Origin of the sequence: Cellulomonas sp. URHD0024, assembly GCF_000426185.1 — a bacterium.
In the GTDB taxonomy this organism is placed as follows: Bacteria; Actinomycetota; Actinomycetes; order Actinomycetales; family Cellulomonadaceae; genus Cellulomonas.
In genome coordinates this window covers 49,839-73,898 of the sequence record NZ_AUEW01000014.1, presented here as the reverse complement: position 1 = coordinate 73,898, position 24,060 = coordinate 49,839, and the positions used below count along the sequence as shown (strand labels likewise).

Genomic DNA, 24,060 nt, shown 5'->3' with positions numbered 1-24,060 from the left:
CGCTCAACCGCCCGTGCTGCTGCTTGCGCCACCGGTCTCGAAACGGAAGCCCATCCCGCGGACGGTGGTGACGTACCGCGGCGCGTTGGCGTCGTCGCCGAGCTTGCGACGCAGCCAGGACACGTGCATGTCCAGCGTCTTGGTGGAGCCGGTCGGGTCCGATCCCCAGACCTCGCGCATGAGGGTCTCGCGGGCCACGACGGTCCCCGCGGCACCGACGAGCACGCGCAGGAGGTCGAACTCCTTCGCCGTGAGGTGCAGCTCGCGCTCACCCTGGAAGGCACGGTGCGCAGCGACGTCGACGCGGACGTTCTGCGCGTGCACCTCGTCCTCGTCGCCCGGGTCTCCCACGCTGCGGCGCAGCAGGGCGCGGACCCGCGCCAGCAGCTCGGCGAGGCGGAACGGCTTGGTCACGTAGTCGTCGGCTCCGGCGTCCAGGCCGACCACCAGATCGACCTCGTCGGCACGTGCCGTCAGGACGAGAAGAGGCGTGGTCAGGCCGAGGTTGCGGATGGCTCGGGCCACGTCCAGGCCGTCCATGTCCGGCAGGCCGAGGTCCAGCACGACCAGGTCGGCCGCCGCAGCTCCGTCGATCGCCCCTTGACCCGTTCCTTGCACACGCACGTCATAACCTTCACGCCCGAGCGCCCGGGCCAAAGGCTCGGCAATCGCGGGATCGTCCTCTGCCAGCAGCACCTGGGTCATTGGCCCATGCTAGGTCACGGGACGGTGTGGTCCACCAGTGGCACCGCGTGTCACTTCCTGCGCCCTGCGGTGTACGTCCGGCGCGGCGGGTCCGCCCCAGGGGGCACGCCGGGCCGTGGGGCCGCCCCTACCCTCGGGGGGTGACTTATTGGGAGCGGCTGCTGCGCTGGGAGGAGGCACACCGGTTCGTCGTCGACGCCACCTTCTCGACGCTCCTCCTGCTCTTCGTGCTCCCGTCGTCGGTCGCGTTCGGTGCCACGTCGTGGGGACAGAGCCTCCTGCAGACGACTGTGCTCACGCTGGGCCTCGCCGTCCCGCTCGCGTGGCGGCGCGTGCGTCCGACCGCCTCGGCGGCGACCGTCTACACCTTCGCCCTGCTGCAGACGATGCTCGGCATCCCGATGCTGGTCCCGGCGGACGCGCTCGTGCTGGTCGCCCTGTACTCCGTCACCGTGCACGGGCCCCGGTGGGCGCACCGGGTCGCGATCGTCGGTGCGCTGGTCGGTGCGGCGATCGTCGGGTCGAACGTGTACGGGCAGTACGCGGGCCCGACGGCCACGGCCGCCGCAGCGTTCGTGTCGATCGCCGCGCTCGCGGTCTGGGCGTTCGGGCTCGTCCGACGCACCCGGCGCGAGCGGCTCGAGGCCCTCGAGGACCGCGCCCGGCGGCTCGAGATCGAGCGGGACCAGCAGACGCAGATCGCGACCGCCGCCGAGCGGGCGCGCATCGCCCGCGAGATGCACGACATCGTCGCCCACTCGTTGACCGTGATGATCGCGCAGGCCGACGGCGGCCGGTACGCAGCCGAGGCCGACCCGGCGGCCGCGACGCGGGCCCTGGGGACCATCGGGGAGACCGGTCGGGCGGCGCTGACCGACATGCGCCGGCTCCTGGGCGTCCTGCGGGGCAGCGACGACGCGGCTCTCGAGTTCGAACCGCAGCCGGCCGAGTCCGACGTCGGGACGCTCGTCGAGCAGATGCGGGCGAGCGGCATGCGGGTCTCGCTCGTGCGCATGGGCTCGCCGCGCAACCTGCCGCCCGGCACCGGCCTGACGGTCTACCGCATCGCCCAGGAAGCACTCACCAACGTGCTCAAGCACGCCGGACCCGACCCGCTCGTCTCGGTGCTGGTGCAGTGGTTGCCGGAGGGGATCGTGCTCGAGGTCAGCGACGACGGCCGCGGCGCGTCCGCGGACTCCGACGGTCTCGGACAGGGTCTTCTCGGCATGCGCGAGCGGGCGACCATGTTCGCCGGGACCGTCAGCGCGGGACCCCGGCCCGGCGGCGGCTTTCGGGTCCGCGCCCACCTCCCGACCCCACCCGGCAGATCACAGGAGAGCACATGACCGAGCAGGCCGGCCCGCCCATTCGCGTGGCACTCGTCGACGACCAGCAGCTGGTCCGCGCGGGCTTCCGGATGGTGATCGACAGCCAGTCCGACCTCGAGGTGGTCGTCGAGGCGGGCGACGGCGCGCAGGCGGTCCGCGCTCTCGACCCGGCGACCCACCCGGGTGTCGTCGACGTCGTCCTCATGGACGTCCGGATGCCGACGATGGACGGCCTCGCGGCGACGGCGGAGATCGTCGGGCACGGCACGGACCTCTCCCCGGCGCCCAAGGTCATCGTGCTCACCACCTTCGACCTCGACGAGTACGTCATGTCCGCGATCCGCGCGGGGGCGAGCGGGTTCCTGCTGAAGGACGCGCCGCCGGAGGAGATGCTCGGCGCCATCCGGACGGTGCACCGCGGGGACGCGGTCATCGCCCCGTCGAGCACCCGTCGGCTGCTGGAGCATCTCGTCACCGTGCTGCCACCCGACGAGCCGGGCGCCCCGAGCGACCCTGCCCGTCTGGCGGTCGCGGACCTCACGGACCGCGAGCGCGAGGTGCTCGTCCTCATGGCACGCGGTCGGTCGAACACCGAGATCGGCCAGGACCTGTTCGTCGCCGAGGCGACCGTCAAGACGCACGTCGGGCGCATCCTGGCCAAGCTGCACGCCCGTGACCGCGTGCAGGCGGTCGTCGTCGCGTACGAGACCGGACTGGTGCGACCCGGCTCGTGACCAGGCCCTCCGTGCGACCACGGGATGACACGGGACGACACCGTGGCCTGATGTGGCGCCTGCGGACCGCTCCGTAGCGTCGAGGACGTCACCGACTGAAGGAGCCGCACCCGTGGACACCACCGTCTACCGCCCCGTCGACCTGCCCCCTGCCTCGAGCGCTCGCGCGCTGACCAAGGTGTACGGCCGTGGAGCAGCTGCCGTCCACGCGCTGGACGGGGTCGACGTCGACTTCGCTGCCGGTGCGTTCACCGCGATCATGGGCCCGTCGGGCTCGGGCAAGTCGACGCTGATGCACGTGCTCGCCGGGCTCGACCAGGCCACCTCCGGCACGGCCCGGCTGGGCGACACCGAGATCACGGCGCTCGGCGACGACGCGCTGACCCGGTTGCGGCGCGACCGCGTCGGCTTCGTCTTCCAGTCGTTCAACCTGCTGCCCATGTTCACGGCGGAGCAGAACATCCTCCTGCCCCTCGAGCTTGCCGGGGCACCCGTCGACCGGGAGTGGTTCGACACCCTCGTCGAGACGCTCGGGCTGGGCCAGCGGCTGACCCACCGACCGAGCGAGCTGTCCGGTGGGCAGCAGCAGCGTGTCGCGATCGCCCGGGCCCTGATCGCCCGGCCCGATGTCGTGTTCGCCGACGAGCCGACGGGCAACCTCGACTCCCGGTCGGGCGCCGAGGTGCTGAGCTTCCTGCGACGGTCCGTCCGGGAGCTGGGTCGCACGATCATCATGGTCACGCACGACCCGACCGCGGCCGCGTACGCCGACCGGGTCGTCATGCTCGCCGACGGGCGGATCGCGGGGGACATCGACGACCCCACCCCGGAGTCCGTGCTCATGGGGCTCGACGCGCTCCGCGCCCTCGACCAGCCGGTGGTCCGCTGATGCTGCGTCTCACGCTCGCCCAGATGCGCCGCAGCCTGGGCCGACTCTCCGCCGCAGCGGTCGCCATCGCGATCGGTGCCGCCTTCCTCGCCGCCACGCTGATCGCGGGCGGCGTCATCACGCGCACGGGGTACGACGCCGTGACCGCCCAGTACGCGCGAGCAGATGTCGTCGTCAGCGGCGGCGTCCTGACGCCGGCGGAGCGCAGGGCGATCCACGACCAGCCCACCGTGGCGTTCGCCGACCCGCTCGCACCACCCTCGCTCGAGATCCGCCACGGCCGGACCCGGCTGCAGATGGTCCTTCCCGTACCGTCCGACCCGCGCCTGGGCACGTTGACCGTCGCGCACGGCACCGCACCGCGGACGCCGAACGAGATCGCCCTGCCGCCGGCCACCGCGTCGGCGCTCGGCATCGACGTCGGCGACACCGTCGAGGCCCGAGAGCCGAGCGGCCAGCTGGCCGACCTCGTCGTGGTCGGCATCACCGACGACCCGCGGCACGCCTGGTCGCAGTTCGGCGGCGCCGGCCTGGTGACACCCGGGGCCGTGCAGCAGCTCGGGCTGGACGACCCGGCGGAGGTGGCGGACACCTACCTGGTGGCTGCCGCAGCCGGCGTCACGCCCACCGAGCTGCGTGACTCCCTCAGCCCTCTGATCGACAGCGCCACGGTCATGACGAGGGACGAGGCGGCGTCGGCCAAAATATCCGAGATGTCGAACGGCGACGACTTCCTGCTGGCGTCCGTGCTCGGCTTCGCAGCGGTCGCGCTGCTCGTGGCGGCACTCGTCATCGCCAACACCTTCCAGGTGCTCGTGGCGCAACGCGCCCACACGCTCGCGCTGCTCAGGTGCGTCGGGGCGACCAAGGGCCAGCTGCGCCGGTCCGTGCTGCTCGAGGCGGCGATCCTCGGCTTCGGATCCGCGCTCGTCGGGCTCGTCGCCGGCACCGTGCTCGCCCAGACCGCGCTCGCCGCCCTCAACCGCGCCGAGGTCGACGCGCCGCTGCCGTCGATGGTCCAGATCACGCCCGCGGTCGTGCTCGTCCCGCTCCTCGTCGGCACGCTGGTCACGGTGCTCTCGGCCCTGGTGCCGGCACGCGAGGCGACCCGGGTCGCGCCGGTCGCCGCACTGCGCCCCGTCGACGCCCCGGCGGTCCGGGCGCTCGCCGGCAGGGTCCGTCTCGCCATCTCGCTGCTGTTCGTCGCCGGCGGGGCGGGGCTGCTCGTGCTCGCCGCCCTGATGGCCAACCGAGTCCCCGGCAGCGCCAACTACCTGCTCGGCGTCGGGATGCTGGGCGGCGCCGTGTCGTTCCTGGGGGTGCTGCTCGGGGCGGTGTTCTGGGTACCCAGGATCGTCGCGCTGGTCGGACGGGCACTGGCCTCGACGGGGACCAGCGCCAAGCTGGCCGCCGCCAACACCGTGCGCAACCCGCGACGCACCGCCGCGACCAGTACGGCTCTGCTCATCGGCGTCACGCTCGTGGTCATGATGAGCACCGGCGCGGCCAGCGCGCGGACGACGATGAGCCGCGAGCTCGACGACCACTATCCCGTCGACCTCCTCGTCGATCAGGCCTTCGGCGACGGAACCCAGGCGATCGACGTGACCGGCGTCCGGCAGGCGCTCGGACGCGTCGACGGGGTCCGCAAGGTGGTCTTCCTCCGTGAGGTCGTCGTCAACTCGGACAACGGGTCGCTCCCGCTCGTCGGGGGCGACCGCGAGGACATCGCCGCGGTCCTGCGCGGCGACGCTCCGGTCGCCGGCCTCGCGGACGACACCATCCTGGTGCCCGCCTCGGCCAAGGACCTCCACCTGACCGGTGACGTGAAGGTCCGCGCCGAGACACGCGCGGCCGACGGGGGCACGGGTCCGGACGGACCGTCCGTCGAGGTGCACGCGGTCGGGAGCGACCTGGGTGGGTACCAGGCGATCGTCACGAACGCGACGTTCGACCGGATCGCGCCGGACGCGCCCGTGTCCTCCGTCTGGGTGTCGCTCGACCCCGACGCCGACCCGGGCGAGGTGCTGCAGGACGTCCGCAGCGCCCTTCCCGACGGCACGTTGGAGGTCGTCAGCGCCGCGGCCCAGCGCGTGAGCGACGCACGGTTCGTGGACACCATGCTGGGGATCGTGATCGGCCTGCTCGCGGTGGCCGTCGTCATCGCGCTCATCGGCGTCGCGAACACCCTGTCGTTGTCGGTCCTGGAGAGGCGACGGGAGTCCGCGACGCTACGTGCCATCGGGCTGTCACGCCGCCAGCTGCGCTGGATGCTCGCGGTGGAGGGGATGCTCATCGCGGGCGTGGGGGCGCTGCTCGGGGCCGGGCTCGGTCTTCTCTACGGGTGGGCCGGGTCCGCGGTGATCTTCGGCAGCCTCGAAGAGGTCGTGCTCAGCGTGCCGTGGCGGGATCTGCTGCTCGTCATGCTCGTCGCGCTGGTCGCCGGCCTGCTCGCCTCAGTGCTGCCGGGTCGGACGGCGGCCCGCACCTCGCCGGTCGCGGCGCTCGCAGTCGACTGAGCCCACGGCCCTGTGGACGGCCCCCGGTCGTCCACAGGGCCCTCGGGCGACGGTCCATGACCCACGCCGAGCAGGCATCGTCGCCGGGTGCGCCTCACCCTGCTCCACCCCGACCCCGAACGTGGTGCGGGGACCGTCGCGACGGATGTCGAGATCGCGCCCGGCACCGCTCTGGCGGAGCTTCGCCCCGCCCTCGCGCGCGTCAGCGGCCATCCGGCCTGGGCCGGCACCGGGCACCGCCTCGCCGTCGCGGACCAGGTTCTCGACGAGTCCCACGTGGCCGGTCAGACCCCGCTGGTGCACGGGTGCGTGCTGAGCCTCGGCCCACTCCCACGTTCGTCGGCAGAGACGGCCCTTCGAGCCGACTGGCACGTCGCGACGGTCGCCGGGCCCGCGTGCGGCGTCCTGGTCGGCGTTCCCGACCGCGCGAGGCTGGGCGTCGCACCCGGTCTGACGGTCCGACGCCGCGGCGACCGGGTCGACGTCCGCACGGGATGCCGCTGGCGACGGTGGCGGCCGGGGGCCGAGCGCACGGTTGGCGCGACCACGTACGCCCTGCGGCCGCGGACGCCCCCCGAGCCGCTGCCGCCAGCGCCCGTCGCCGCGCGATCCCCGGCCGTCACCTGGCTGACCCCGCTCCTCGGGTCGGCGGCGCTCGCCGTCGCGCTGCACCAACCGCTGCTCGCGCTCGTCGGGCTGGTCGGGCTGCTCGGCGCGATCGGCTCGGTGCGGGTCCGTCGGCGACGGGAGCAGCCGGGCGGCCTGACGGTGCCCGAGGACCCCGCGGGCCTCGTCGCGGCGACGGTGCGCGCGAGGCCGGGTGACGAGCCCTTCGAGGCGGCAGTCCCCTGGGACGACGGCGGAGCTGTCGCGATCCTCGGACCTCGATCCCTCGCCCTGCCGGTGGCGCGAGCCACCGTGCTGGCCGCCCTCGGCACGCACCTGCGCGGTTCCCTCGTCGTCCGCAGCGGACGGCCGCAGGACTGGGCCTGGTGCGTCTGGGCGGGGTCGAGCGGGACCGGCCTCCCGGGGCCCGACGAGGGGCCGGCGATCGTCGTCGTCGACGACCCGCCCCATCTCGCCGACCTCGCACGCTGGAGGTCCAGCGCCCCTCCCGCGCAACGGGTGGTGCTCCTCGCCGCGAGCGCTGCCGACGTGCCGGCGTGGTGCCGGTCGCGGATCGAGGTGTCCCGCGTCGCCGTGCGCCACCACGACCCGCAGGGCACCGTCTCCCCCGTTCCACGCCACGCCGTCGACGTGCCGACGGCGGAGGCCCAGGTCCGGCGGGCCGCCGGGAGGCGCTCTGCACGCGAGGCTCGCAGCGACCTCCCCGAGAACGCCACCCTCGGCGCGCAGCCGGGCATCCCGACACCCGACGCCGCCGCGGTCTGCGCTGCCTGGGGCCGGTCGCGGCACGGGTTCGTCGTCGCGCTCGGCACCGGCGTCGCCGGGCGGCCGGTGACCGTCGACCTCGTCGCTGACGGACCCCACACGCTCGTCGCCGGCACCACGGGGGCGGGCAAGTCCGAGCTCCTGACGAGCATCGTGCTGGCCCTGGCCCTGACCCACCCGCCGGATCGGCTGGCCGTCCTGCTCGTCGACTTCAAGGGCGGCACCGGGCTCGGCGCCGTCGCCGGGCTGCCGCACGTCCTCGAGCACGTCACCGATCTCGACGCGGCGCACGCCCACCGGGTGCTGAGCGGGCTGCGGGCGGAGCTGCGCCGCCGGGAGCGTGTGCTGGTCGCCGCCGGCGCACGCGATGTCGCCGAGCTCGACCCGCACTCGCCCGAGACACCCGCACGCCTGCTCGTGGTGGTCGACGAGCTGCGTGCGCTGACCGAGGACGTACCGGACGCGTCGGGTGCGCTGGCCCGCCTCGCCGCGCAGGGCCGTGCGCTCGGCGTGCACCTCGTCCTGGCCACCCAGCGGCCGGCGGGCGCGATCGGGGCGGACCTGCGCGCGAACGTCAGCCTGCGCATCGCCCTGCGGGTCGCCGACGCGACGGACTCGACCGACGTGCTCGAGGCCCCGGACGCGGCCGCGATCGACCCGCGCACTCCCGGCCGCGCGCTGGTCCGCCGCGGCTCCCTCGAGCTCGTGGCCGTGCAGGTGGCACGGGCTGTCGCCACCGCGGATGTCCCGCCGGTGCGCCTCGCCACGCCGTGGGCCTGCGTGCCGACGTGGACCCCGGCATCGGCCGATCGCCCTCTCGATCCGGTACCCGCCTGGGTCGCCGCCGCGGTCGAGGCAGCGATCGCCCGGCCGGCCCGGCGACCGCCGTGGCTGCCCGCCCTGCCGGCCGTCGTCGGTGCGGAGGACGTCGAGGCGGGGCCAGGCCTGGCGCTCGCCGTCGCCGACCTTCCCGACGAGCAGCGTCGCGCGGCCGTCCGGTGGGACCCCACGGGCGGGCACCTGCTGGTCCTGGGGGGACCGCGCTCCGGTCGGTCGACGACGCTCGTCGCCGTCGGTCTGGCCGCGCTCGCGACCGGCGGGGTGGTGCACGCGGTGGGTCTGCCCGACGAGGCGACCGCCCTGCTACGGGCGGGCGACGCTCACGGGACGCTGGGCACGGTGCTGGCGATCGACGACGCGGTCGAGACCGCCCGACTGCTGGAGCTCCTCGACAGCCCGACCGGACGCCGGACCGTGCTGCTCGTCGACCGGCTCGATCTGGTGCTCGGCCCCCTCGGCGAGCTCGCCCGTGGTGCGGGTGCCGACCGCCTGACGGCCCTCTGGCGCGGGAGCGGGACCGCCGGCACGGCGGTGGCAGCCAGCGCCGACGTCGGCTCAGCGGCCACGCAGCACGCCGGTGCGTTCCGGGATCGTCTGGTGCTCCCGGTCGCCGACCCTCTGCTCGACTCGCTCGCCGGGGTGCCTGCCGTCCTCGCCGGCCCCCGGACGACGCCGGGGCGGGCCGTCCACCTCGCTCCCGGCACTGCGCAACTCGTCCAGGTCGCGGTCCCGCGCGCGTCGACCACGCCGGCAGCGGCGCCGGACGCCTCGATCGTGCGCGTGCGACGACTGCCGACGACGGCACCCCTCGTCGACGACGGGACGGCAGCGCCGTGGCACGTCCTGCTGGGCGTCGGCGGCGACGCTGCGGCACCGGTCCGAGTCGACCTGTCCCGAGGCCTGCTGATCGCGGGTCCGCCGGGTTCCGGCCGCAGCACCGCCCTGGCCGTCGTCGGTCTCGGGCTCGCCCGGACGGGACGTGCCGTGGTGCGACTGACCCCGGACTCGTCGCCGGGCGACATCTTCCCGGTCACGCACGCGAGCGACGCGACCGCCCTCCCCGACGACGTGACGCTGCTGGTCGACGACCTGGACGAGCTCGAGCGCGAGCACCCGGACCTCGTCGGGACGCTGGGCAGGCGGATCGTCGCGACGAGCACCGCCCAGGCTGCGGCAGCTGCCTATCGGGGCGCGCTGCCAGGTCTGCTCCGAGGTCGGCGCGTCCTGGTCCTCGACCTCCACGACGCCGCCTCCGCCGAGCTCGTCGGACCCCGTGCGAGGTGGCTGGCCGATCCCGGCCGCCGCACGGTCGGTCGGGGCGCGCTCGTGCTCGGGCGCGACGTGACCCCGCTCCAGGTCTACGACCCGGGCTGACCGTCACGGGGCGGGGTCGTCGCGCGTACGACCGCGGGAACCAGCAGACCGCCGGCGATCCCGATCGCCATCACGATCACCACCGGCGCCCACGCCGACGGCTCCGAACCGAACCAGCCGAGCGCGAGGACGACGAGCAGGATCTGCCACATGATCACGGGCGACCGCGCCCAGCGCCGGCCGCGCCAGAGTCCCCGAGCGCACAGGCCGAGCAGCGCGGCGACGCCGAGGGCGCAGACAGCGAGGAAGGCGGTCGCGCCGGGCATCGTGGCGCGACCGCGCACCAGCTCGGCTCCGACCGCCAGCCCGAGCCCGGCGAACGCCGCAGCCTCCAGGACGATCAGGCAGCAGACCACGAGCAGTACGGGTGGGCGTCGGTCGGTCACCCGACGAGCCTAGGGACTGCGCCGGTCACCGGCGTCGTCGCTCAACCGCCGCGACGTATCTGGCTGCCCCTGGAACGCTCTGCGATACCACGTCGACGGAGCACTCTCGTACACCATGTGTTGCGAAGTGCGAGGTCAGCGCAGGCTTCTGACCTGGACGTCCGTCCTAGATAGGCTCCGACCTGCGGCGACGCCGTGACGTGGCTCACCCACAGGCCCGACACAGGTGTGACGAACGCCTCAGTCGTTACCGACATGAAACCTCCCCGTAACCCCTTGTGCGGACGGCGGCCGGATGTGACTCTTGTGAGAGCACCACAACCCCCCCGCACCCCCTCAATTTCATGTCTCGTTGCGCGCGCCCAAACCCCGGCGCGGGACCGACGTGTGCCTAGGAGAGAACTCATGGATTGGCGCCACCGCGCGGCGTGTCTCGACGAGGACCCCGAGCTGTTCTTCCCGATCGGGAACACCGGCCCCGCCCTGATGCAGATCGAGGAGGCCAAGGGCGTCTGCCGCCGTTGCCCCGTCGTCGACACCTGCCTGAAGTGGGCGATCGAGACCGGCCAGGACGCAGGCGTCTGGGGCGGTCTGTCCGAGGACGAGCGCCGAGCTCTCAAGCGCCGCACCGCGCGCCAGCGCCGCGCCAGCTGACCTCGCAACACGTCGAACGCCGCGTTCCCCCGCCGGGGAACGCGGCGTTCGTGCGTCTGGCAGCGCGAGCACCCGTCGTCGAGACGCGCGCCTCTGACGTCCGAGCCCTTTCCGCGCGGCGCCCGGCGCGTCCGCGCCCCTTCCGCGCGGCGACCCGCGTCCGAGCCCCTTCCGCGCGGCGCCCGGCGCGTCCGCGCCCCTTCCGCACGGCGCCGCGCGTCCGGACCTAGCGCCACTTGGTGCAGGAGTGGCCGCTGAGGCGATCGAAGGCGATCGACACGCCACAGCCGGCGACAGGCGTCACAAGTGCCGCAGCATCGACACGTCACGACGCCACCGAGGTGCCGCCGCAGGAACCCGACGACGCTAGATCAAGGTCCCGGCGTCTCGGGGGGCACGCAGCCGGGCCTCGATGACCACCGACGTCCCGCCGCCCTCGCGGGTCGACCAGGCGATGGTGCCGCGCATCTCGTTGGTGACGAGCGTCGAGACGATCTGCGTGCCGAGCCCGGAGCCGGCACCGGTCGACCGATCGGCGGGCAGACCGGAGCCGTCGTCCGCCACCTCGACGCGGATCACGTCGTCCTGCCGGTCCACGATCACCTCGACCGACCCTGACTCGCGGCCGTCGAACCCGTGCTCGACCGCATTCGTCACGAGCTCGGTGAGGATGAGCGCGAGCGCGGTGGCGTCCTCCGCCGGGATCGAGCCGAACGACCCACGCACCGTCGTCCGCACGTGCGCGCCCTCGGTGGCCACGTCGGCGGCGAGACGCAGGCTGCGGCCGACCAGGTCGTCGAACGGCACGGACTCGTCGAGCGTCTGCGACAGGGTCTCGTGCACGAGGGCGATCGTCGCGACGCGGCGCATGGCCTCCCCCAGCGCCTCGCGCGCCTCGGGGCTGCTCATCCGTCGGGACTGCAGCCGCAGCAACGCCGCGACGGTCTGCAGGTTGTTCTTCACGCGGTGGTGGATCTCGCGGATCGTCGCGTCCTTGGTGATCAGCTCGCGCTCACGCCGTCGCAGCTCGGACACGTCGCGACACAGGAGCACCGCGCCGACGCGCTGGCCGTGCTCGGTGAGCGGCACGGACCGCAGCGACAGGGCCACCCCGCGGGACTCGACGTCGACCCGCCACGGCGCACGACCCATGAGGACGAGCGGCATGGACTCGTCGACCGTGTCCTCGTCCTGCGCGATGAGGTCGGCCGTGACCTCGACGAGGGAACGGCCGACGAGGTCACCGACGACGCCGAGACGGTGGAAGCAGGACAGTGCGTTCGGGCTGGCGTACAGCACCTCCCCCTCGGAGTTCAGGCGGACGAGCCCGTCGCCGACCCGGGGCGCGCCGCGACGCGGGCCGGTCGGCGCGTCGGGAGCCGGGAACTCCCCGCGGCCGACCATCGCGAAGATGTCGTCGGCGGCCTCGACGTAGTTGAGCTCGAGCCTGCTGGGCGTGCGCGCACCGCCGAGGTTGGTCTGGCGTGCGAGGACGGCGATCGCCCGGCCGTTGTGCACCACCGGCACGGCCTCCTCGCGCACGGCGTAGGAGCCGAACCAGCGCGGCTCGCGCGAGCGCTGGGCAGCCCGCTCGTCCAGCGAGCGCTGCAGCTGTGGACGCTGACCGTCCGGCGCGGTCGAGCCGACGACGTCGTCGTAGTGCACGGTCGCACCCGTGGACGGCCGGCACTGGGCGACCGCGACGAAGTCACCGTCGCCGGTCGGCAGCCAGAGCACGAGGTCCGCGAACGCGAGGTCGGAGAGCACCTGCCAGTCGCCTGCCAGAAGGTGCAGCCACTCGAGATCTGGGCCGTCGAGGGCCGCGTGGCGAGCGACGAGGGTGCTCAGTGTGGACACCACACAAGGGTAGGCGGCGTGGGCACGGCGTCGGACCGGTCGCACCGACGGGGCTCGGCTACCCTCGGACGACCACCACCCACCACCAAGGACCCCTCGTGCGACTGAACGTGACCCTGGACCTGCCGACCGGAGCCCACGACGCGGGCCTCCTCCTGAGCAACCCGGACTACGTGCACGCGAAGGTCCGGGCCAGCGGCGCGCTCGAGCAGCACGTCGACATCACCGGCTCCGCCGACGCGGAGTTCACCGTCACCACCCGGCGGTCGCTGCCTACCGACCAGATCCCGTCGCACCTGCGCGGATTCGTCGGCAACAGCATCGACGTCCGCCAGGTGGAGGCCTGGGAGGCCGCCGCAGCCGACGGCTCCCGGATCGGCACGGTGGTGCTGGACATCGCGGGTGCTCCGGTCAGGCTCAGCGGGCGGACCCGGCTCGTGCCGTCGGGCCCGAGCGCGAGCACGGTCAGCTACGACGGCGACCTGCGCTCGACGCTGCCGCTGTTCGGGTCGACCATCGAGAACGCGGCAGCCGGAGCGGTGCGTGCGGCGCTCGAGGTGGAGCAGGACGTGGCGCGACGGTGGCTGGCCGACCACGCGTGACCCAGGCTCGACGACGAGCATGACCACGCTCCCACGATCGGGTTCACGAGGTCACAAATCGCCCGTCACGCCCGTAACAATTCGGTAACGAGTCCTTAGCGGTAAAGAGTCATTGACCTGCGCGTTCATGACCGTGGGATCGCTACCACGCCACCCCGTCAGAACGACATGCTTGACACCCGGGGGGCCTCCGACGACAGTTCTCCGCAACGCGTGGGAACGCTCCCGCAATCTGCGGATGGGAGCGCGACCACGCCGGGTCCACCAGGCCCACCTGAGGTCCCGCGCAGGGACCACGGGAGCCCTCGGGTGACGGCGAGGACGCCGTCCGACTGACAAGGGAGTCATTGTGCGCAAGACCTCTAACAAGATGTGGGTGGCAGTTGCGGGTGCCGCCAGCATCGCCATGCTCGCCACGGCATGTTCCTCCGGTGACGGCGACAGCAGCGACGACGAGTCGACCGCTTCGAACAAGCCGGTCACCCTCACGATCGCGACGTTCAACGACTTCGGTTACAGCGACGAACTGTTCGCGGAGTACACCAAGGCCCACCCGAACGTCACCGTCAAGCAGACCAAGGCCGCCAAGTCCGAGGACGCCCACACGAACCTCGTCACGAAGCTCGGCGCCGGCGGCGAAGGCCTGGCCGACATCGAGGCCATCGAGATCGACTGGCTGCCGGAGCTGCGCCAGGCGCCGGACGAGTTCGTCGACCTGGCCGACCCGTCGGTCGAGGGCCGCTGGTCCGACGCCGTGGTGGGTAACGCGACGCTCGACGACGGCAAGCTGATCGGCTACGGCACCGACACCGGCCCCGAGGCGATCTGCTACCGGCAGGACCTGCTCAAGGCCGCCGGTCTGCCGAGCGACCCCGAGGCCGTCGCGGCCGCGGTGGGCACGTGGGACGACTACTTCGCGCTCGGCACGAAGTTCGTCGCCGCGTCTGACTCCGCGTGGTTCGACTCGGGCGTCGCGACCTACCAGGGCATGATCAACCAGGTCAAGGCCGCCTACGAGAACCCGAAGGACGGCACCCCGACCAACCTCAAGGACAACGCCGAGATCAAGAAGCTGTACGACAAGGTCACCTCGCCCGAGGTCCAGGCCCTGTCCGCCAAGCTCGACCAGTGGTCGCCCGACTGGGACGCCGCGTTCCAGTCGAACGGCTTCGCGACGATGCTCTGCCCGTCGTGGATGACCGGCCCGATCGAAGAGCGCGCCGGCGGCGTCACCGGCTGGAACATCGCCAACGCGTTCCCCGGCGGCGGCGGCAACTGGGGTGGCTCGTACCTGACGGTGCCGGCCTCCGGCAAGCACACGGCTGAGGCCAAGGAGCTCGCGGCGTGGCTGACCTCGCCCGAGATCCAGACCAAGGCGTTCATCAAGACGGGCAACTTCCCGAGCCAGCTCGAGGCCCAGAAGTCCGATGAGGTGCAGTCGGCGAAGGCCCCGTTCTTCAACGACGCCCCGAAGGGCGCCATCTTCACCGACCGCATCGCCGCGATCGACGTCATCCCGTTCAAGGGCCCGAACTACTTCAAGGTCCACCAGACGGTCCAGGACGGCATCAAGCGCGTCGAGTACGAGAACGTGGACCCGGCCGCCTCGTGGCAGACCACCCTCTCGGACTTCTCTGCACTGGGCCTGTGAGCCGAACGCCGGCCGGGACCTGAGTGTCCCGGCCGGCGATCCGGGGCCCGTCTGACGGATCGCCCCGGACCCGACCGAAGCCCGGGGCGATCCGCCTACCGGACCGCCCCGGGCTTCGTCCGTCCCCACTCCCTCTCGAGGTCGTCATGCCCACACAGACTCGCGACGCCGCGCAGGACGCGGCGACCGCACCCCCCCGGCCGCCCCGCCGGGTCGGCTTCAAGCAGCGGCTCGGACGCTGGGACGTGAAGTTCTCGCCGTACCTCTACATCTCGCCGTTCTTCATCCTGTTCCTCATCGTTGGCCTGTTCCCGATCGCCTACACGGCGTACGTGTCGATGCACTCCTGGAACCTGCTGTTCGGCAAGGGCGAGTTCGTCGGGTTCCAGAACTACACGGACGTCTTCGCCCAGCCGCACTTCTGGACGTCGTTGCGCAACACGCTGTCGATCTTCGTCCTCTCGTCCGTCCCGCAGGTCATCATCGCCCTCGTGCTCGCGGCGTTCCTCGACCAGAACCTGCGCTCGAAGACCTTCTGGCGGATGGGCGTGCTGCTGCCCTACGTCGTCGCGCCGGTCGCGGTCGGCATGATCTTCGGTCGCCTGTTCGCCGACAAGTCCGGCCTCATCAACGCCGGGCTCGAGGCGATCGGCCTGCCCGCCGTGCAGTGGCACGTGAACGTCCTGGCCAGCCACGTCGCGATCGCGTCGATGGTGGACTTCCGATGGACCGGCTACACCACCTTGATCTGCCTCGCCGCGATGCAGGCGGTCCCTCGTGAGCTGTACGAGGCCGCGATCATCGACGGCGCCGGCCGGATGCGTCAGTTCTTCTCGATCACCATCCCGCAGATCCGCGCGACGATCATCTTCGTCGTGATCACCTCGACCATCGGTGGTCTGCAGATCTTCGACGAGCCGCGCGTGTACGACGCGACCGGCACCGGCGGAGCGTCCAAGCAGTGGCTGACCACGACGCTGTTCCTGTACGACGTCGGATGGGGCAACCAGCACAACCTCGGACGTGCCGCCGCAATCGCGTGGCTGCTCTTCCTCATCATCGTCGTCATCGGTTTCGTCAACTTTGCCGCCACCCGACGGATCGCGACCGGAGGCTCCGACTTGCCCAGCCGGCGCACCCGTCGTTCCGCCGAGCGCGCCGCAGCCAAGAGGAGGGCGTCATGAGCTCCGGCCCCGTCGTCGCTCAGACCGCAGGAGCCGGCGCCGCCCGCTCCGCGGCCCGCAGGTCCGCACGCCGCGCCAAGCTGGGCGGTTATGACCGGCGTCCGCGCTGGCTCACCTACACGGTGCTGCTCGTCGCCGTGCTCGTCGGCCTCGCCCCGCTGTACTACACCGTCCTGATCGGCTCCTCCGACCCGATCTCGATCGCGAAGGACCCCCTGCCACAGCTGCTGCCGGACTCCACGCTGTTCCACAACTTCAGCCTGGTCATCCACTCGGAGGCGTTCAGCTTCTGGAAGGCGTTCACCAACTCGGTGATCATCTCGGTGGTCACGTCGGCGTCGGTGGTGCTCTTCTCGACGCTCGCGGGCTTCTCGTTCGCGAAGCTGCGGTTCCGTGGACGCGGATGGCTCCTGGTGTTCGTGATCGCCACGATGGCGGTCCCGACGCAGCTCGGCGTCGTGCCGATGTACATCCTGATGACCGACCTGCACTGGATAGGCAAGCTGCAGGCCGTGATCGTGCCGGGCCTGGTCACCGCGTTCGGCGTCTTCTGGATGACGCAGTACCTCGAGGAGGCCCTGCCGTACGAGCTCATCGAGGCGGCCCGCGTGGACGGCGCCAGCATGATCCGCACGTTCTGGTCGATCGCGCTCCCGGCCGCCCGGCCGGCCGCGGCGATGCTCGCCCTCTTCACATTCGTCGCGCAGTGGGTCAACTTCTTCTGGCCCTCGATCGTCCTGAGCAACCAGAACCCCACACTCCCGCTGGCGATACGGCTGCTGCAAGCGAACTACTTCGTCGACTACTCGCTGGTCCTGGCGGGCGTGTTCCTGATGACCATCCCGCTGCTGGTCCTGTTCCTTTTCACCGGCCGCCACCTGGTCGCCGGGATCATGGCCGGAGCCGTCAAGGGCTGAGCCCGTCCCTGGTCCCGGTGCCCGCCCTAGGTTGGGTACCGGGACCCCAAGCCCGCCGACGACGGCTGGGCGGTCCGCCGTGGCACCACACGGGCCAACCGCACACGAAGGGGAAGTCCGGTGATCATGCACCACCCGCAGGACGCACCTGCGGCACCCACTCTCGAGCAGGTGGCCGAGCGTGCTGGGGTGTCTCGCTCGACGGCGTCGCGCGCCATCAACGGTGGCCTCCGGGTCTCCCCCGAGGCACTCGCGTCGGTCGAGCTGGCCGTCGCCGATCTCGGCTACACACCGAATCGCGCCGCCCGGTCGCTGGTGACCCGGCGCACCGACTCGATCGCCCTCGTGGTTCCCGAGCCCGACGAGCGCGTCCTGTCCGACCCGTTCTTCGCGGGCACCCTGAACGGCCTGAGCACCTCGCTGGCCGACTCGGACGTGCAGGTGGTGCTCGTCATCGCCCGCCCCGGTGAGAGCGAGCGGACCGTGCGCTACCTGCGCAACGGGCACGTCGACGGAGCGATCGTGGTGTCCCACCACCGCAACGACGAGCTCGACCGAGCCCTGCAGGCCTCACGGGTGCCGAACGTGTTCGTCGGCCGTCCGCTGTCCGTCCAGGACCGGGGCGTCCAGTACGTCGACACCGACAACGTCGCGGGTGGCCGCATCGCGACCGAGCACCTCATCGAGCGCGGGTACAAGCGCATCGGCACGATCGCCGGGCCCCAGGACATGGCCGGCGGCATCGACCGGCTCGCCGGCTGGCGCAGCGCGATGGCGGCCGCCGGCATGGCCGACGACGCCATCGCCTACGGCGACTTCACGCTCGCCTCGGGGACCGCCGCAGCCCGCGACATCCTCGACCGGTACCCCGACCTCGACGCGCTGTTCATCGCCTCCGACCTCATGGCCGCCGGTGCCCTCGGGGTGCTCGCCGAACGGGGCAAGGAGGTTCCCGGTGACGTCGCCGTGGTCGGCTACGACAACCTCGGCGTCGCCGCGTCGACCGTCCCGCCGCTGACCTCCGTCATCCAGCCCGTCGTCGCGATGGCCCGCGCCGCCGGCGCCCGGCTCCTGGCTCAGCTGAACGGCGCCTCCCCGACCGAGCCGCTGATCTTCGCCCCCGAGCTGGTCATCCGCGCGTCCGCGTAGACGTCGGCCGTTCACCGGTCGCGATCGCGCGTTCGTAGCGACGAGCTTGTCGTTGCGCACGCCAAACGCGCCAATGGCGTGCGTATCCACAAGCTCGGCGTCACGACAGGTCGGCGGCGACGGTCGGCGGGACGTGGCCGAAGCGGTGCAGGGTGCGGCTGACGACCTGTTCGCGGACGACCGTGAGGAGCTCCCGGGCGGCGCTGGCGACCACCGGGGCGTCCAGGACCGTCACCTCGCCCAGCCGGGTGACGGCGGCCTCGCGGAGACCCGGGGCGTCGCCGACGACGCGGATGCGGCCGGAGACCCAGCCGTCGCGGACGCGCGCGGCGAAGCTCTCGTGCGGCTCGGACGCCGCCGAGCTGACCGTCACGCTCACACCGGCCGTGGCGGCGGCATGCCGGACGCGATCCACTTCGACGGGGCGTGCACCGTCGCCGACCCGGATCGTCAGCAGCGGGATCGGCCGGTAGCGCAAGGCGTTCGCCTCGACGCGCAGGTGGGACGGGTCGTGCTCGACCGCGAACTCGGACGCCCACACGCGGTCGTCGTCGCCCGAGGCCCAGGCGAGCCACTCGGCGTCGTCGGACGGAACGTCCGGACCATCCGCCCACGACCCGATCTGCGCGACGTAGTGCGGGCCGCCCGCCTTGGCACCGGGACCGACGGTCGAGGCCTTCCACCCCCCGAACGGCTGTCGCCGCACGATGGCGCCGGTGATGTGCCGGTTGACGTAGGCGTTGCCGACCTCGACGCGGTCGAGCCAGTGCGCGATCTCGGCCTCCTCGAGCGAGTGCAGCCCACCGGTCAGGCCGAACGCGGTGGCGTTCTGGGCGTCGATCGCCGCGTCGAGGGTCTCGACGAACATGATCCCGAGCACCGGCCCGAAGCACTCGGTGGTGTGGAACCACGAGCCCCGCTGGACCCCGAACTTCACGCCCGGCGACCAGAGACGCCCGGTGGAGTCCAGGCGACGCGGCGTGATCAGCCACGACTCCCCCTCGTCCAGCGTGGTCAGGGCCCGGAGCAGCTTGCCGTCTGCGGGCTCTGTCAGCGGGCCCACCGCGTTGCCCAGGTCGGTGGACGCGCCGACGCGCAGGGACGAGACGGCGTCGGCGAGCTGGCGGCGCAGGCGGTCGGAGCGCCCCGCTGTTCCGACGAGGATCGCGAGCGACGCGGCCGAGCACTTCTGCCCGGCGTGCCCGAACGCCGAACGCACGAGGTCGGCGACGGCGAGGTCGACGTCGGCGGACGGCGTGATGACCAGCGCGTTCTTGCCGGAGGTCTCCGCGATCACGTCGAGCGAGGGGCGCCAGCCGGCGAACAGACGCGCGGTCTCGATCGAGCCGGTCAGCAGGACGCGAGACACGGACGGGTGCGTCACCAGATGGCGTCCGACCGGTCCCTCGGGGCTCAGCACCACGGTCAGCGCGCCCGGTACGTCGAGCCCGGCCTGGATCGCGGCCATCGCCACCTGCCCGCACAGAGGCGTCTGCGGAGCGGGCTTGACGATCACGGCGCTGCCCGCAGCGAGCGACGCGAGCACCGAGCCGACGGGGATCGCGACCGGGAAGTTCCACGGCGGCGTCACCACGGAGAGGCCGGACGGGATGTGGACGGCACCACGCACGGCGCCGAGATCCGTTGCCCGATCCGCGTAGTAGCGGGCGAAGTCGACCGCCTCGCTGACCTCGGGGTCGGCCTCGGCCACGGTCTTCCCGGCCTCGTGGACCATGGCGGCCACGAGGTCCATGCGCGCCTCCTCCAACGACTCGGCCACGCGGCGCAGCGCCTTGGCCCGGTCGGCGGGCGACGTCGCGGCCCAGGCAGGAGCCGCCGCGGTCGCGCGCGCGACGACCTCGTCGACCTCGGCGACGGACGACACGACCACGGCGCCGGGCGGCGCGTCGATCTCGCGCTCGACGATCCCGCGCGCCCAGGCACGCGCCATCGCGGCCGCCGGGTCCGTGTCCGGCGTGTTCTCGAACGCGTCGGACACGTCCATCGACGGGCGGGCCAGACGACGGGGCGTGGTGGACGGAAGGGACCGGTCGCGGTAGGCGTCGCGGAAGGCGGACTCCTGGGCGTCCATCGCGGCCTCGTCGGCGAACAGGGCGTGCAGGAAGTTCTGGCTCGCGGCGTTCTCCTCCAGCCGGCGCACCAGGTAGGCGATGGCGACGTCGAAGTCGTGCCGCGCGACGACCGGCGTGTAGAGCAGCACCGAGCCGACCGTGTCGCGGACCGCTCGGGCCTGGGCGGGTGCCATGCCCTGCAGCATCTCGACGTCGAGTGCCTCGCCGACCCCGCGCTCCTGGGCGATCAGGTGGGCGGCAGCGCCGTGGAACAGGTTGTGGCTGGCGACGCCGACCCGCATGTGGGCGGTGCGTTCCGGCGACAGGGCGCGGTCGACGAGCCGCAGGTAGGCGGCGTCGACCTCGGCCTTCGACGTGTAGGGAGCCTGCGGCCAGCCGTGCAGCTCGGACTCGACCTGTTCCATCGCGAGGTTGGCACCTTTGACCAGCCGCACCTTGAGACGGGCGTCCCCGGACCGCTCCTGCGCCACCGACGTCAGCTCGTCGAGGGCGTCGGGCGCGTCCGGCAGGTAGGCCTGCAGCACGATGCCCATGGGCGCGCGGGCCAGCGCAGGGTCCGACGCCAGCCGCTCGAACACCCGGACCGTCAGCGTGAGGTCGCGGTACTCCTCCATGTCGAGGTTGAGGAACGTGCCGTGCTCGGCGGCCGTCAGGTACAACGGTCGCAGCCGCTCCACCACCCGCGCGACCGACCCCTCGGTGTCCCACGTGGACAGCTGGCTCGCGACCGCGGAGACCTTGACCGAGACGTAGTCGACATCGCTGCGTTCGACGAGGGCCGTCACGCGGGCGAGCCGCGCCGCCGCCTCGCGCTCCCCCAGCACCGCCTCGCCCAGCAGGTTCAGGTTCAGCCGGAACCCGTCGGCCCGCGTGCGGGCGAGGTGCTTGGTCAGGCCGGGTCCGTCGTCGGCAACCAGGTGCCCGACCAGCGATCGCAACCGCTCGCGTGCCGCCGGCACGACGACCGACGGCAGCATCGGACCGACCCGCGACCCCAGCCCGAGCAGCGCCTTGTCGGCCCGCCCGAGGAACCCCGCCGACGACGCGCTCAGCTCGGCCAGCTCTCGCGCGGCCACGCGCACGTCCTGCGGACGGGCGACGCGGTCGACGAAGCGCACCGCGAGCTCCAGCCCAGCCGGGTCGGCGACGAGCGCCGCGAGCCTGCCGGTCGTGCGTCGCTCCCGAGCCGTCTGCCCCTCGGCGGTCGCCGAGAGCCACTCCCGGGCCAGCCGGACCGCATCGTTCGTGACGTCCTGCGACATGCCGCTCCTTCGTCGGGAATCCGCTCCAGTCTCTGCCCTGCGCCGCCGTGCGGCCAGATCAGGCAGCCGTTCTGCGGCCGTTCCGACACCCGTTCGTGCCCGGAGCGTGGACACCGGCGGCTCGCCCCTCGGGCCTCCCTGGCGGACAGCACCGGGAGTGACAGGGTGGCCGTGTGACGGACCTCACGAAGACCCCGCAGCCAGCGAGCCCGCTCGACACCGCCAGGACGCAGCTCGCGTCGGCGGTCGAGATCCTCGGCTACGACGAAGGCCTGCACCAGATGCTCGCCACACCACGCCGCGAGATGAACGTGGCGGTGCCGCTGCGTCGCGACGACGGCGAGATCGAGCTGTTCATGGGCTACCGCGTCCAGCACAACATCTCGCGCGGGCCGGGCAAGGGCGGCCTGCGGTACTCCGCCTCGGTGGACGTCGACGAGGTCCGCGCGCTGGCGATGTGGATGACCTGGAAGTGTGCGGTGGTCGACGTGCCGTACGGCGGCGCCAAAGGAGGCGTGACCATCGACCCCCGGCAGCACTCCACGCAGGAGCTGGAGCGGGTGACCCGGCGCTACACCAGCGAGATCATGCCGATCATCGGCCCGGAGCGGGACATCATGGCGCCCGACGTCGGCACCGACGAGCAGACCATGGCGTGGGTCATGGACACCTACTCGGTCAGCCAGGGCTACACCATCCCCGCGGTCACGACGGGTAAGCCTCTCGCCGTCGGCGGCTCGCTCGGTCGCGCGACCGCGACCTCCCGCGGTGTCGTGCACGCGGCGGCCGCGGCACTCGGGGACGCCGGCGTCAAGCTCGACGAGGTCACCGCGGCCGTCCAGGGGTTCGGGAAGGTGGGGTCGCACGCGGCCCGGTTCCTGTCCGAGGCCGGAACGCGCGTGGTCGCAGTGTCCGACGAGTCCGGAGGGGTGGTCCGCAGCGACGGGCTCGACGTGGCTGCGCTGCTTCGGCACGTCCAGCGCACCGGCCGTGTCGCCGGCTTCGACGGCGGCGACCCGATCGACAACGTCGACCTGCTGGCCCTCGACGTCGACGTGCTGGTCCCGGCCGCGGTCGAGGGCGTGATCGACGCGGAGACCGCGGTCAACGTCAAGGCGCGCTGGGTGGTCGAGGGAGCCAACGGCCCCACCACGAGCGAGGGCGACCGCGTCCTCGCGGAGCGCGGAGTCGTCGTCGTGCCCGACATCCTGGCCAACGCCGGCGGTGTCGTCGTCTCGTACTTCGAGTGGGTCCAGGCCAACCAGGCCTACTGGTGGACCGAGCCAGAGATCGAGGACCGGCTCGAGCACCGCATGGTCACCGCCCACCGGGCCGTGGCGGCGCTCGCTTCGGCGGAGGGCATCTCGCTGCGGGACGCGGCCCTGGCCATCGGCGTCCGACGGGTCGCCGAGGCACACCAGATCCGCGGGCTCTACCCGTAGCCCGGGAGTACCGAGGCAGGCGGGGGCGTTGCGACTGACGTGACTCCGGTACCGCTCTCCGTCCTCGACACCGCACCCGTCTCCGTCGGCCAGACCTCCGGCGACGCCCTCGCCGCCTCCACAGCGCTGGCCCGCACCGCCGAGGCCGCCGGCTACCGGCGGTTCTGGGTGGCCGAGCACCACTCGATGGCCGCGGTCGCGTCGACCTCCCCCGGCGTGCTGCTCGCGCACCTCGCGGCGTCCACGTCCACGATCCGCGTCGGTTCGGGCGGCGTCATGCTGCCCAACCACCCGTCGCTCGTGATCGCCGAGCAGTTCGCGATGCTCGAGGCCCTGCACCCGGGCCGCGTCGACCTCGGCATCGGCCGCGCACCCGGCGCCGACCCGATGACGGCCGCCGCGCTGCGTCGCACCGTCGACGGCCTGGGTGCCGACGACTTCCCGGCCGAGCTGATCGACGTCCTGGTCCTGCTCGGAGTCCCCGTGGACGGTCACGCCGGTTCCCTGCGCGCCTCCCGGCTGTCCGCGACCCCTGCCGCGGTCTCCGCGCCCGAGGTCTGGCTGCTCGGGTCGTCGCTGTTCAGTGCACAGCTCGCGGGCCGCCTGGGGCTGCCCTTCTCGTACGCCAACCACTTCAACACCGGGCTCACCCTGCAGGCGGCCGAGGCGTACCGGTCGTCCTTCCGCTCGTCGTCCCTGCTCGACCAGCCGCACCTCATGGTCTCGGCGTCGGTGCTCGTCGCGGGTTCCGACGAGGAAGCGCTCCACCTGGCCGGCCCGAGCCGCGTGATGGCTCTGTCCCTACGGACCGGGCGACCGCTGGGTCCCATCGTCTCCCCGGACGACGCGGCCGCCGTCCTCGCCGAGATCGACCCCGTGCAGGCGGCCGAGTTCTTCGAGAAGTTCCCCGGCACCCAGATCGCGACGACCGCGGACCGCGCCGTCGACGAGCTGAACGCGCTGGTGCGCCGGACCCAGGCGGACGAGCTCATGATCACCGGCACGGCCTTCGACCTCGCCACCCGTCAGCACACGATCGAGGCGGTCGCCGCCCGCTGGCCGGCGACGGTCCCCGCCTGACG

At 72.6% G+C, this 24,060-nt stretch carries 17 protein-coding genes; 13 read left to right on the top strand and 4 right to left on the bottom strand.

Annotated features, from left to right (window positions below; all coding sequences use genetic code 11):
* Window positions 1–3 precede the first annotated feature (3 nt).
* Window positions 4–705 (bottom strand): response regulator transcription factor, encoded by a 702-nt coding sequence (locus I847_RS0114940; RefSeq protein ID WP_028050342.1) that lies wholly within the window; start codon window positions 703–705, stop codon window positions 4–6.
* A 140-nt stretch (window positions 706–845) separates the two neighbouring features.
* Between I847_RS0114940 and I847_RS23950 the strand changes: the two genes are divergently transcribed.
* The 5 genes from I847_RS23950 to I847_RS0114915 all read left to right on the top strand — a co-directional run bounded on the left by I847_RS23950 (window position 846) and on the right by I847_RS0114915 (window position 9,781).
* Window positions 846–2,051, top strand: a complete 1,206-nt coding sequence (locus tag I847_RS23950; RefSeq protein ID WP_034610479.1) for a sensor histidine kinase — start codon at window positions 846–848, stop codon at window positions 2,049–2,051.
* Window positions 2,048–2,767 carry a response regulator transcription factor gene (locus I847_RS0114930; protein ID WP_028050341.1) on the top strand — a complete coding sequence of 240 codons (720 nt, stop codon included), beginning with the start codon at window positions 2,048–2,050 and terminating at the stop codon, window positions 2,765–2,767. Before I847_RS23950 ends, I847_RS0114930 begins: the two co-directional genes overlap by 4 nt.
* Before the next feature lie 112 nt (window positions 2,768–2,879).
* Entirely contained in the window at window positions 2,880–3,656 is a 777-nt protein-coding gene (locus I847_RS23945; RefSeq protein ID WP_034610475.1) for an ABC transporter ATP-binding protein, read from the top strand.
* On the top strand, window positions 3,656–6,175 hold the full coding sequence (locus tag I847_RS0114920; RefSeq protein ID WP_028050340.1) for an ABC transporter permease: 2,520 nt from the start codon (window positions 3,656–3,658) through the stop codon (window positions 6,173–6,175). Before I847_RS23945 ends, I847_RS0114920 begins: the two co-directional genes overlap by 1 nt.
* Before the next feature lie 87 nt (window positions 6,176–6,262).
* A complete protein-coding gene (locus tag I847_RS0114915; protein ID WP_028050339.1) occupies window positions 6,263–9,781 on the top strand; it encodes an FtsK/SpoIIIE domain-containing protein in 3,519 nt (1,172 codons plus the stop codon).
* On the opposite strand, the gene I847_RS0114910 is transcribed toward I847_RS0114915, so the two are convergent.
* Window positions 9,766–10,167, bottom strand: coding sequence for a hypothetical protein (locus I847_RS0114910; protein WP_028050338.1), 402 nt, complete (start codon window positions 10,165–10,167; stop codon window positions 9,766–9,768). The genes I847_RS0114915 and I847_RS0114910 overlap by 16 nt on opposite strands.
* 405 nt (window positions 10,168–10,572) lie before the next feature.
* Here I847_RS0114910 and I847_RS0114905 point away from each other — a divergent pair, with 405 nt between their 5' ends.
* Window positions 10,573–10,821 (top strand): WhiB family transcriptional regulator, encoded by a 249-nt coding sequence (locus I847_RS0114905; protein ID WP_028050337.1) that lies wholly within the window; start codon window positions 10,573–10,575, stop codon window positions 10,819–10,821.
* 366 nt (window positions 10,822–11,187) lie between these two features.
* Here I847_RS0114905 and I847_RS0114900 read toward each other — a convergent pair whose 3' ends face one another.
* On the bottom strand, window positions 11,188–12,678 hold the full coding sequence (locus I847_RS0114900; RefSeq protein ID WP_051274940.1) for a sensor histidine kinase: 1,491 nt from the start codon (window positions 12,676–12,678) through the stop codon (window positions 11,188–11,190).
* A gap of 98 nt (window positions 12,679–12,776) precedes the next feature.
* Between I847_RS0114900 and I847_RS0114895 the strand changes: the two genes are divergently transcribed.
* The 5 genes from I847_RS0114895 (at window position 12,777) to I847_RS0114875 (ending at window position 18,181) form a co-directional block, all read left to right on the top strand.
* Complete coding sequence (locus I847_RS0114895) at window positions 12,777–13,280, top strand: DUF2505 domain-containing protein (protein WP_028050335.1); 504 nt, start codon at window positions 12,777–12,779, stop codon at window positions 13,278–13,280.
* Window positions 13,281–13,629: 349 nt separating this feature from the next.
* Window positions 13,630–14,931, top strand: a complete 1,302-nt coding sequence (locus I847_RS0114890) for an ABC transporter substrate-binding protein (RefSeq protein WP_028050334.1) — start codon at window positions 13,630–13,632, stop codon at window positions 14,929–14,931.
* A 146-nt stretch (window positions 14,932–15,077) separates the two neighbouring features.
* Window positions 15,078–16,115 (top strand): carbohydrate ABC transporter permease, encoded by a 1,038-nt coding sequence (locus I847_RS0114885; protein WP_028050333.1) that lies wholly within the window; start codon window positions 15,078–15,080, stop codon window positions 16,113–16,115.
* The gene (locus I847_RS0114880) at window positions 16,112–17,032 is read left to right on the top strand and encodes a carbohydrate ABC transporter permease (protein ID WP_028050332.1); all 921 of its coding nucleotides are present in this window, start codon (window positions 16,112–16,114) and stop codon (window positions 17,030–17,032) included. The genes I847_RS0114885 and I847_RS0114880 overlap by 4 nt, the downstream gene beginning before the upstream one ends.
* A 126-nt stretch (window positions 17,033–17,158) precedes the next feature.
* Complete coding sequence (locus I847_RS0114875; RefSeq protein WP_034610502.1) at window positions 17,159–18,181, top strand: LacI family DNA-binding transcriptional regulator; 1,023 nt, start codon at window positions 17,159–17,161, stop codon at window positions 18,179–18,181.
* Between the two features lie 100 nt (window positions 18,182–18,281).
* Here I847_RS0114875 and I847_RS23940 read toward each other — a convergent pair whose 3' ends face one another.
* The gene (locus I847_RS23940) at window positions 18,282–21,536 is read right to left on the bottom strand and encodes a proline dehydrogenase family protein (protein WP_034610472.1); all 3,255 of its coding nucleotides are present in this window, start codon (window positions 21,534–21,536) and stop codon (window positions 18,282–18,284) included.
* 173 nt (window positions 21,537–21,709) lie between these two features.
* Between I847_RS23940 and I847_RS0114865 the strand changes: the two genes are divergently transcribed.
* Window positions 21,710–22,978: a Glu/Leu/Phe/Val dehydrogenase gene (locus tag I847_RS0114865; protein ID WP_028050330.1), complete on the top strand. Its 1,269-nt coding sequence runs from the start codon at window positions 21,710–21,712 to the stop codon at window positions 22,976–22,978.
* Window positions 22,979–23,017: 39 nt separating this feature from the next.
* On the top strand, window positions 23,018–24,058 hold the full coding sequence (locus tag I847_RS0114860) for an LLM class flavin-dependent oxidoreductase (RefSeq protein WP_028050329.1): 1,041 nt from the start codon (window positions 23,018–23,020) through the stop codon (window positions 24,056–24,058).
* Window positions 24,059–24,060: the final 2 nt, after the last annotated feature.

Excerpts from the sequence above, each read along its gene's own strand:
- I847_RS0114940 (WP_028050342.1), bottom strand. The coding sequence starts at position 705 with ATGACCCAGGTGCTGCTGGCAGAGGACGATCCCGCGATTGCCGAGCCT.
- I847_RS0114930 (WP_028050341.1), top strand. The coding sequence starts at position 2,048 with ATGACCGAGCAGGCCGGCCCGCCCATTCGCGTGGCACTCGTCGACGAC.
- I847_RS0114920 (WP_028050340.1), top strand. The coding sequence starts at position 3,656 with ATGCTGCGTCTCACGCTCGCCCAGATGCGCCGCAGCCTGGGCCGACTC.
- I847_RS0114905 (WP_028050337.1), top strand. The coding sequence starts at position 10,573 with ATGGATTGGCGCCACCGCGCGGCGTGTCTCGACGAGGACCCCGAGCTG.
- I847_RS0114885 (WP_028050333.1), top strand. The coding sequence starts at position 15,078 with ATGCCCACACAGACTCGCGACGCCGCGCAGGACGCGGCGACCGCACCC.
- I847_RS0114880 (WP_028050332.1), top strand. The coding sequence starts at position 16,112 with ATGAGCTCCGGCCCCGTCGTCGCTCAGACCGCAGGAGCCGGCGCCGCC.
- I847_RS0114875 (WP_034610502.1), top strand. The coding sequence starts at position 17,159 with ATGCACCACCCGCAGGACGCACCTGCGGCACCCACTCTCGAGCAGGTG.
- I847_RS23940 (WP_034610472.1), bottom strand. The coding sequence starts at position 21,536 with ATGTCGCAGGACGTCACGAACGATGCGGTCCGGCTGGCCCGGGAGTGG.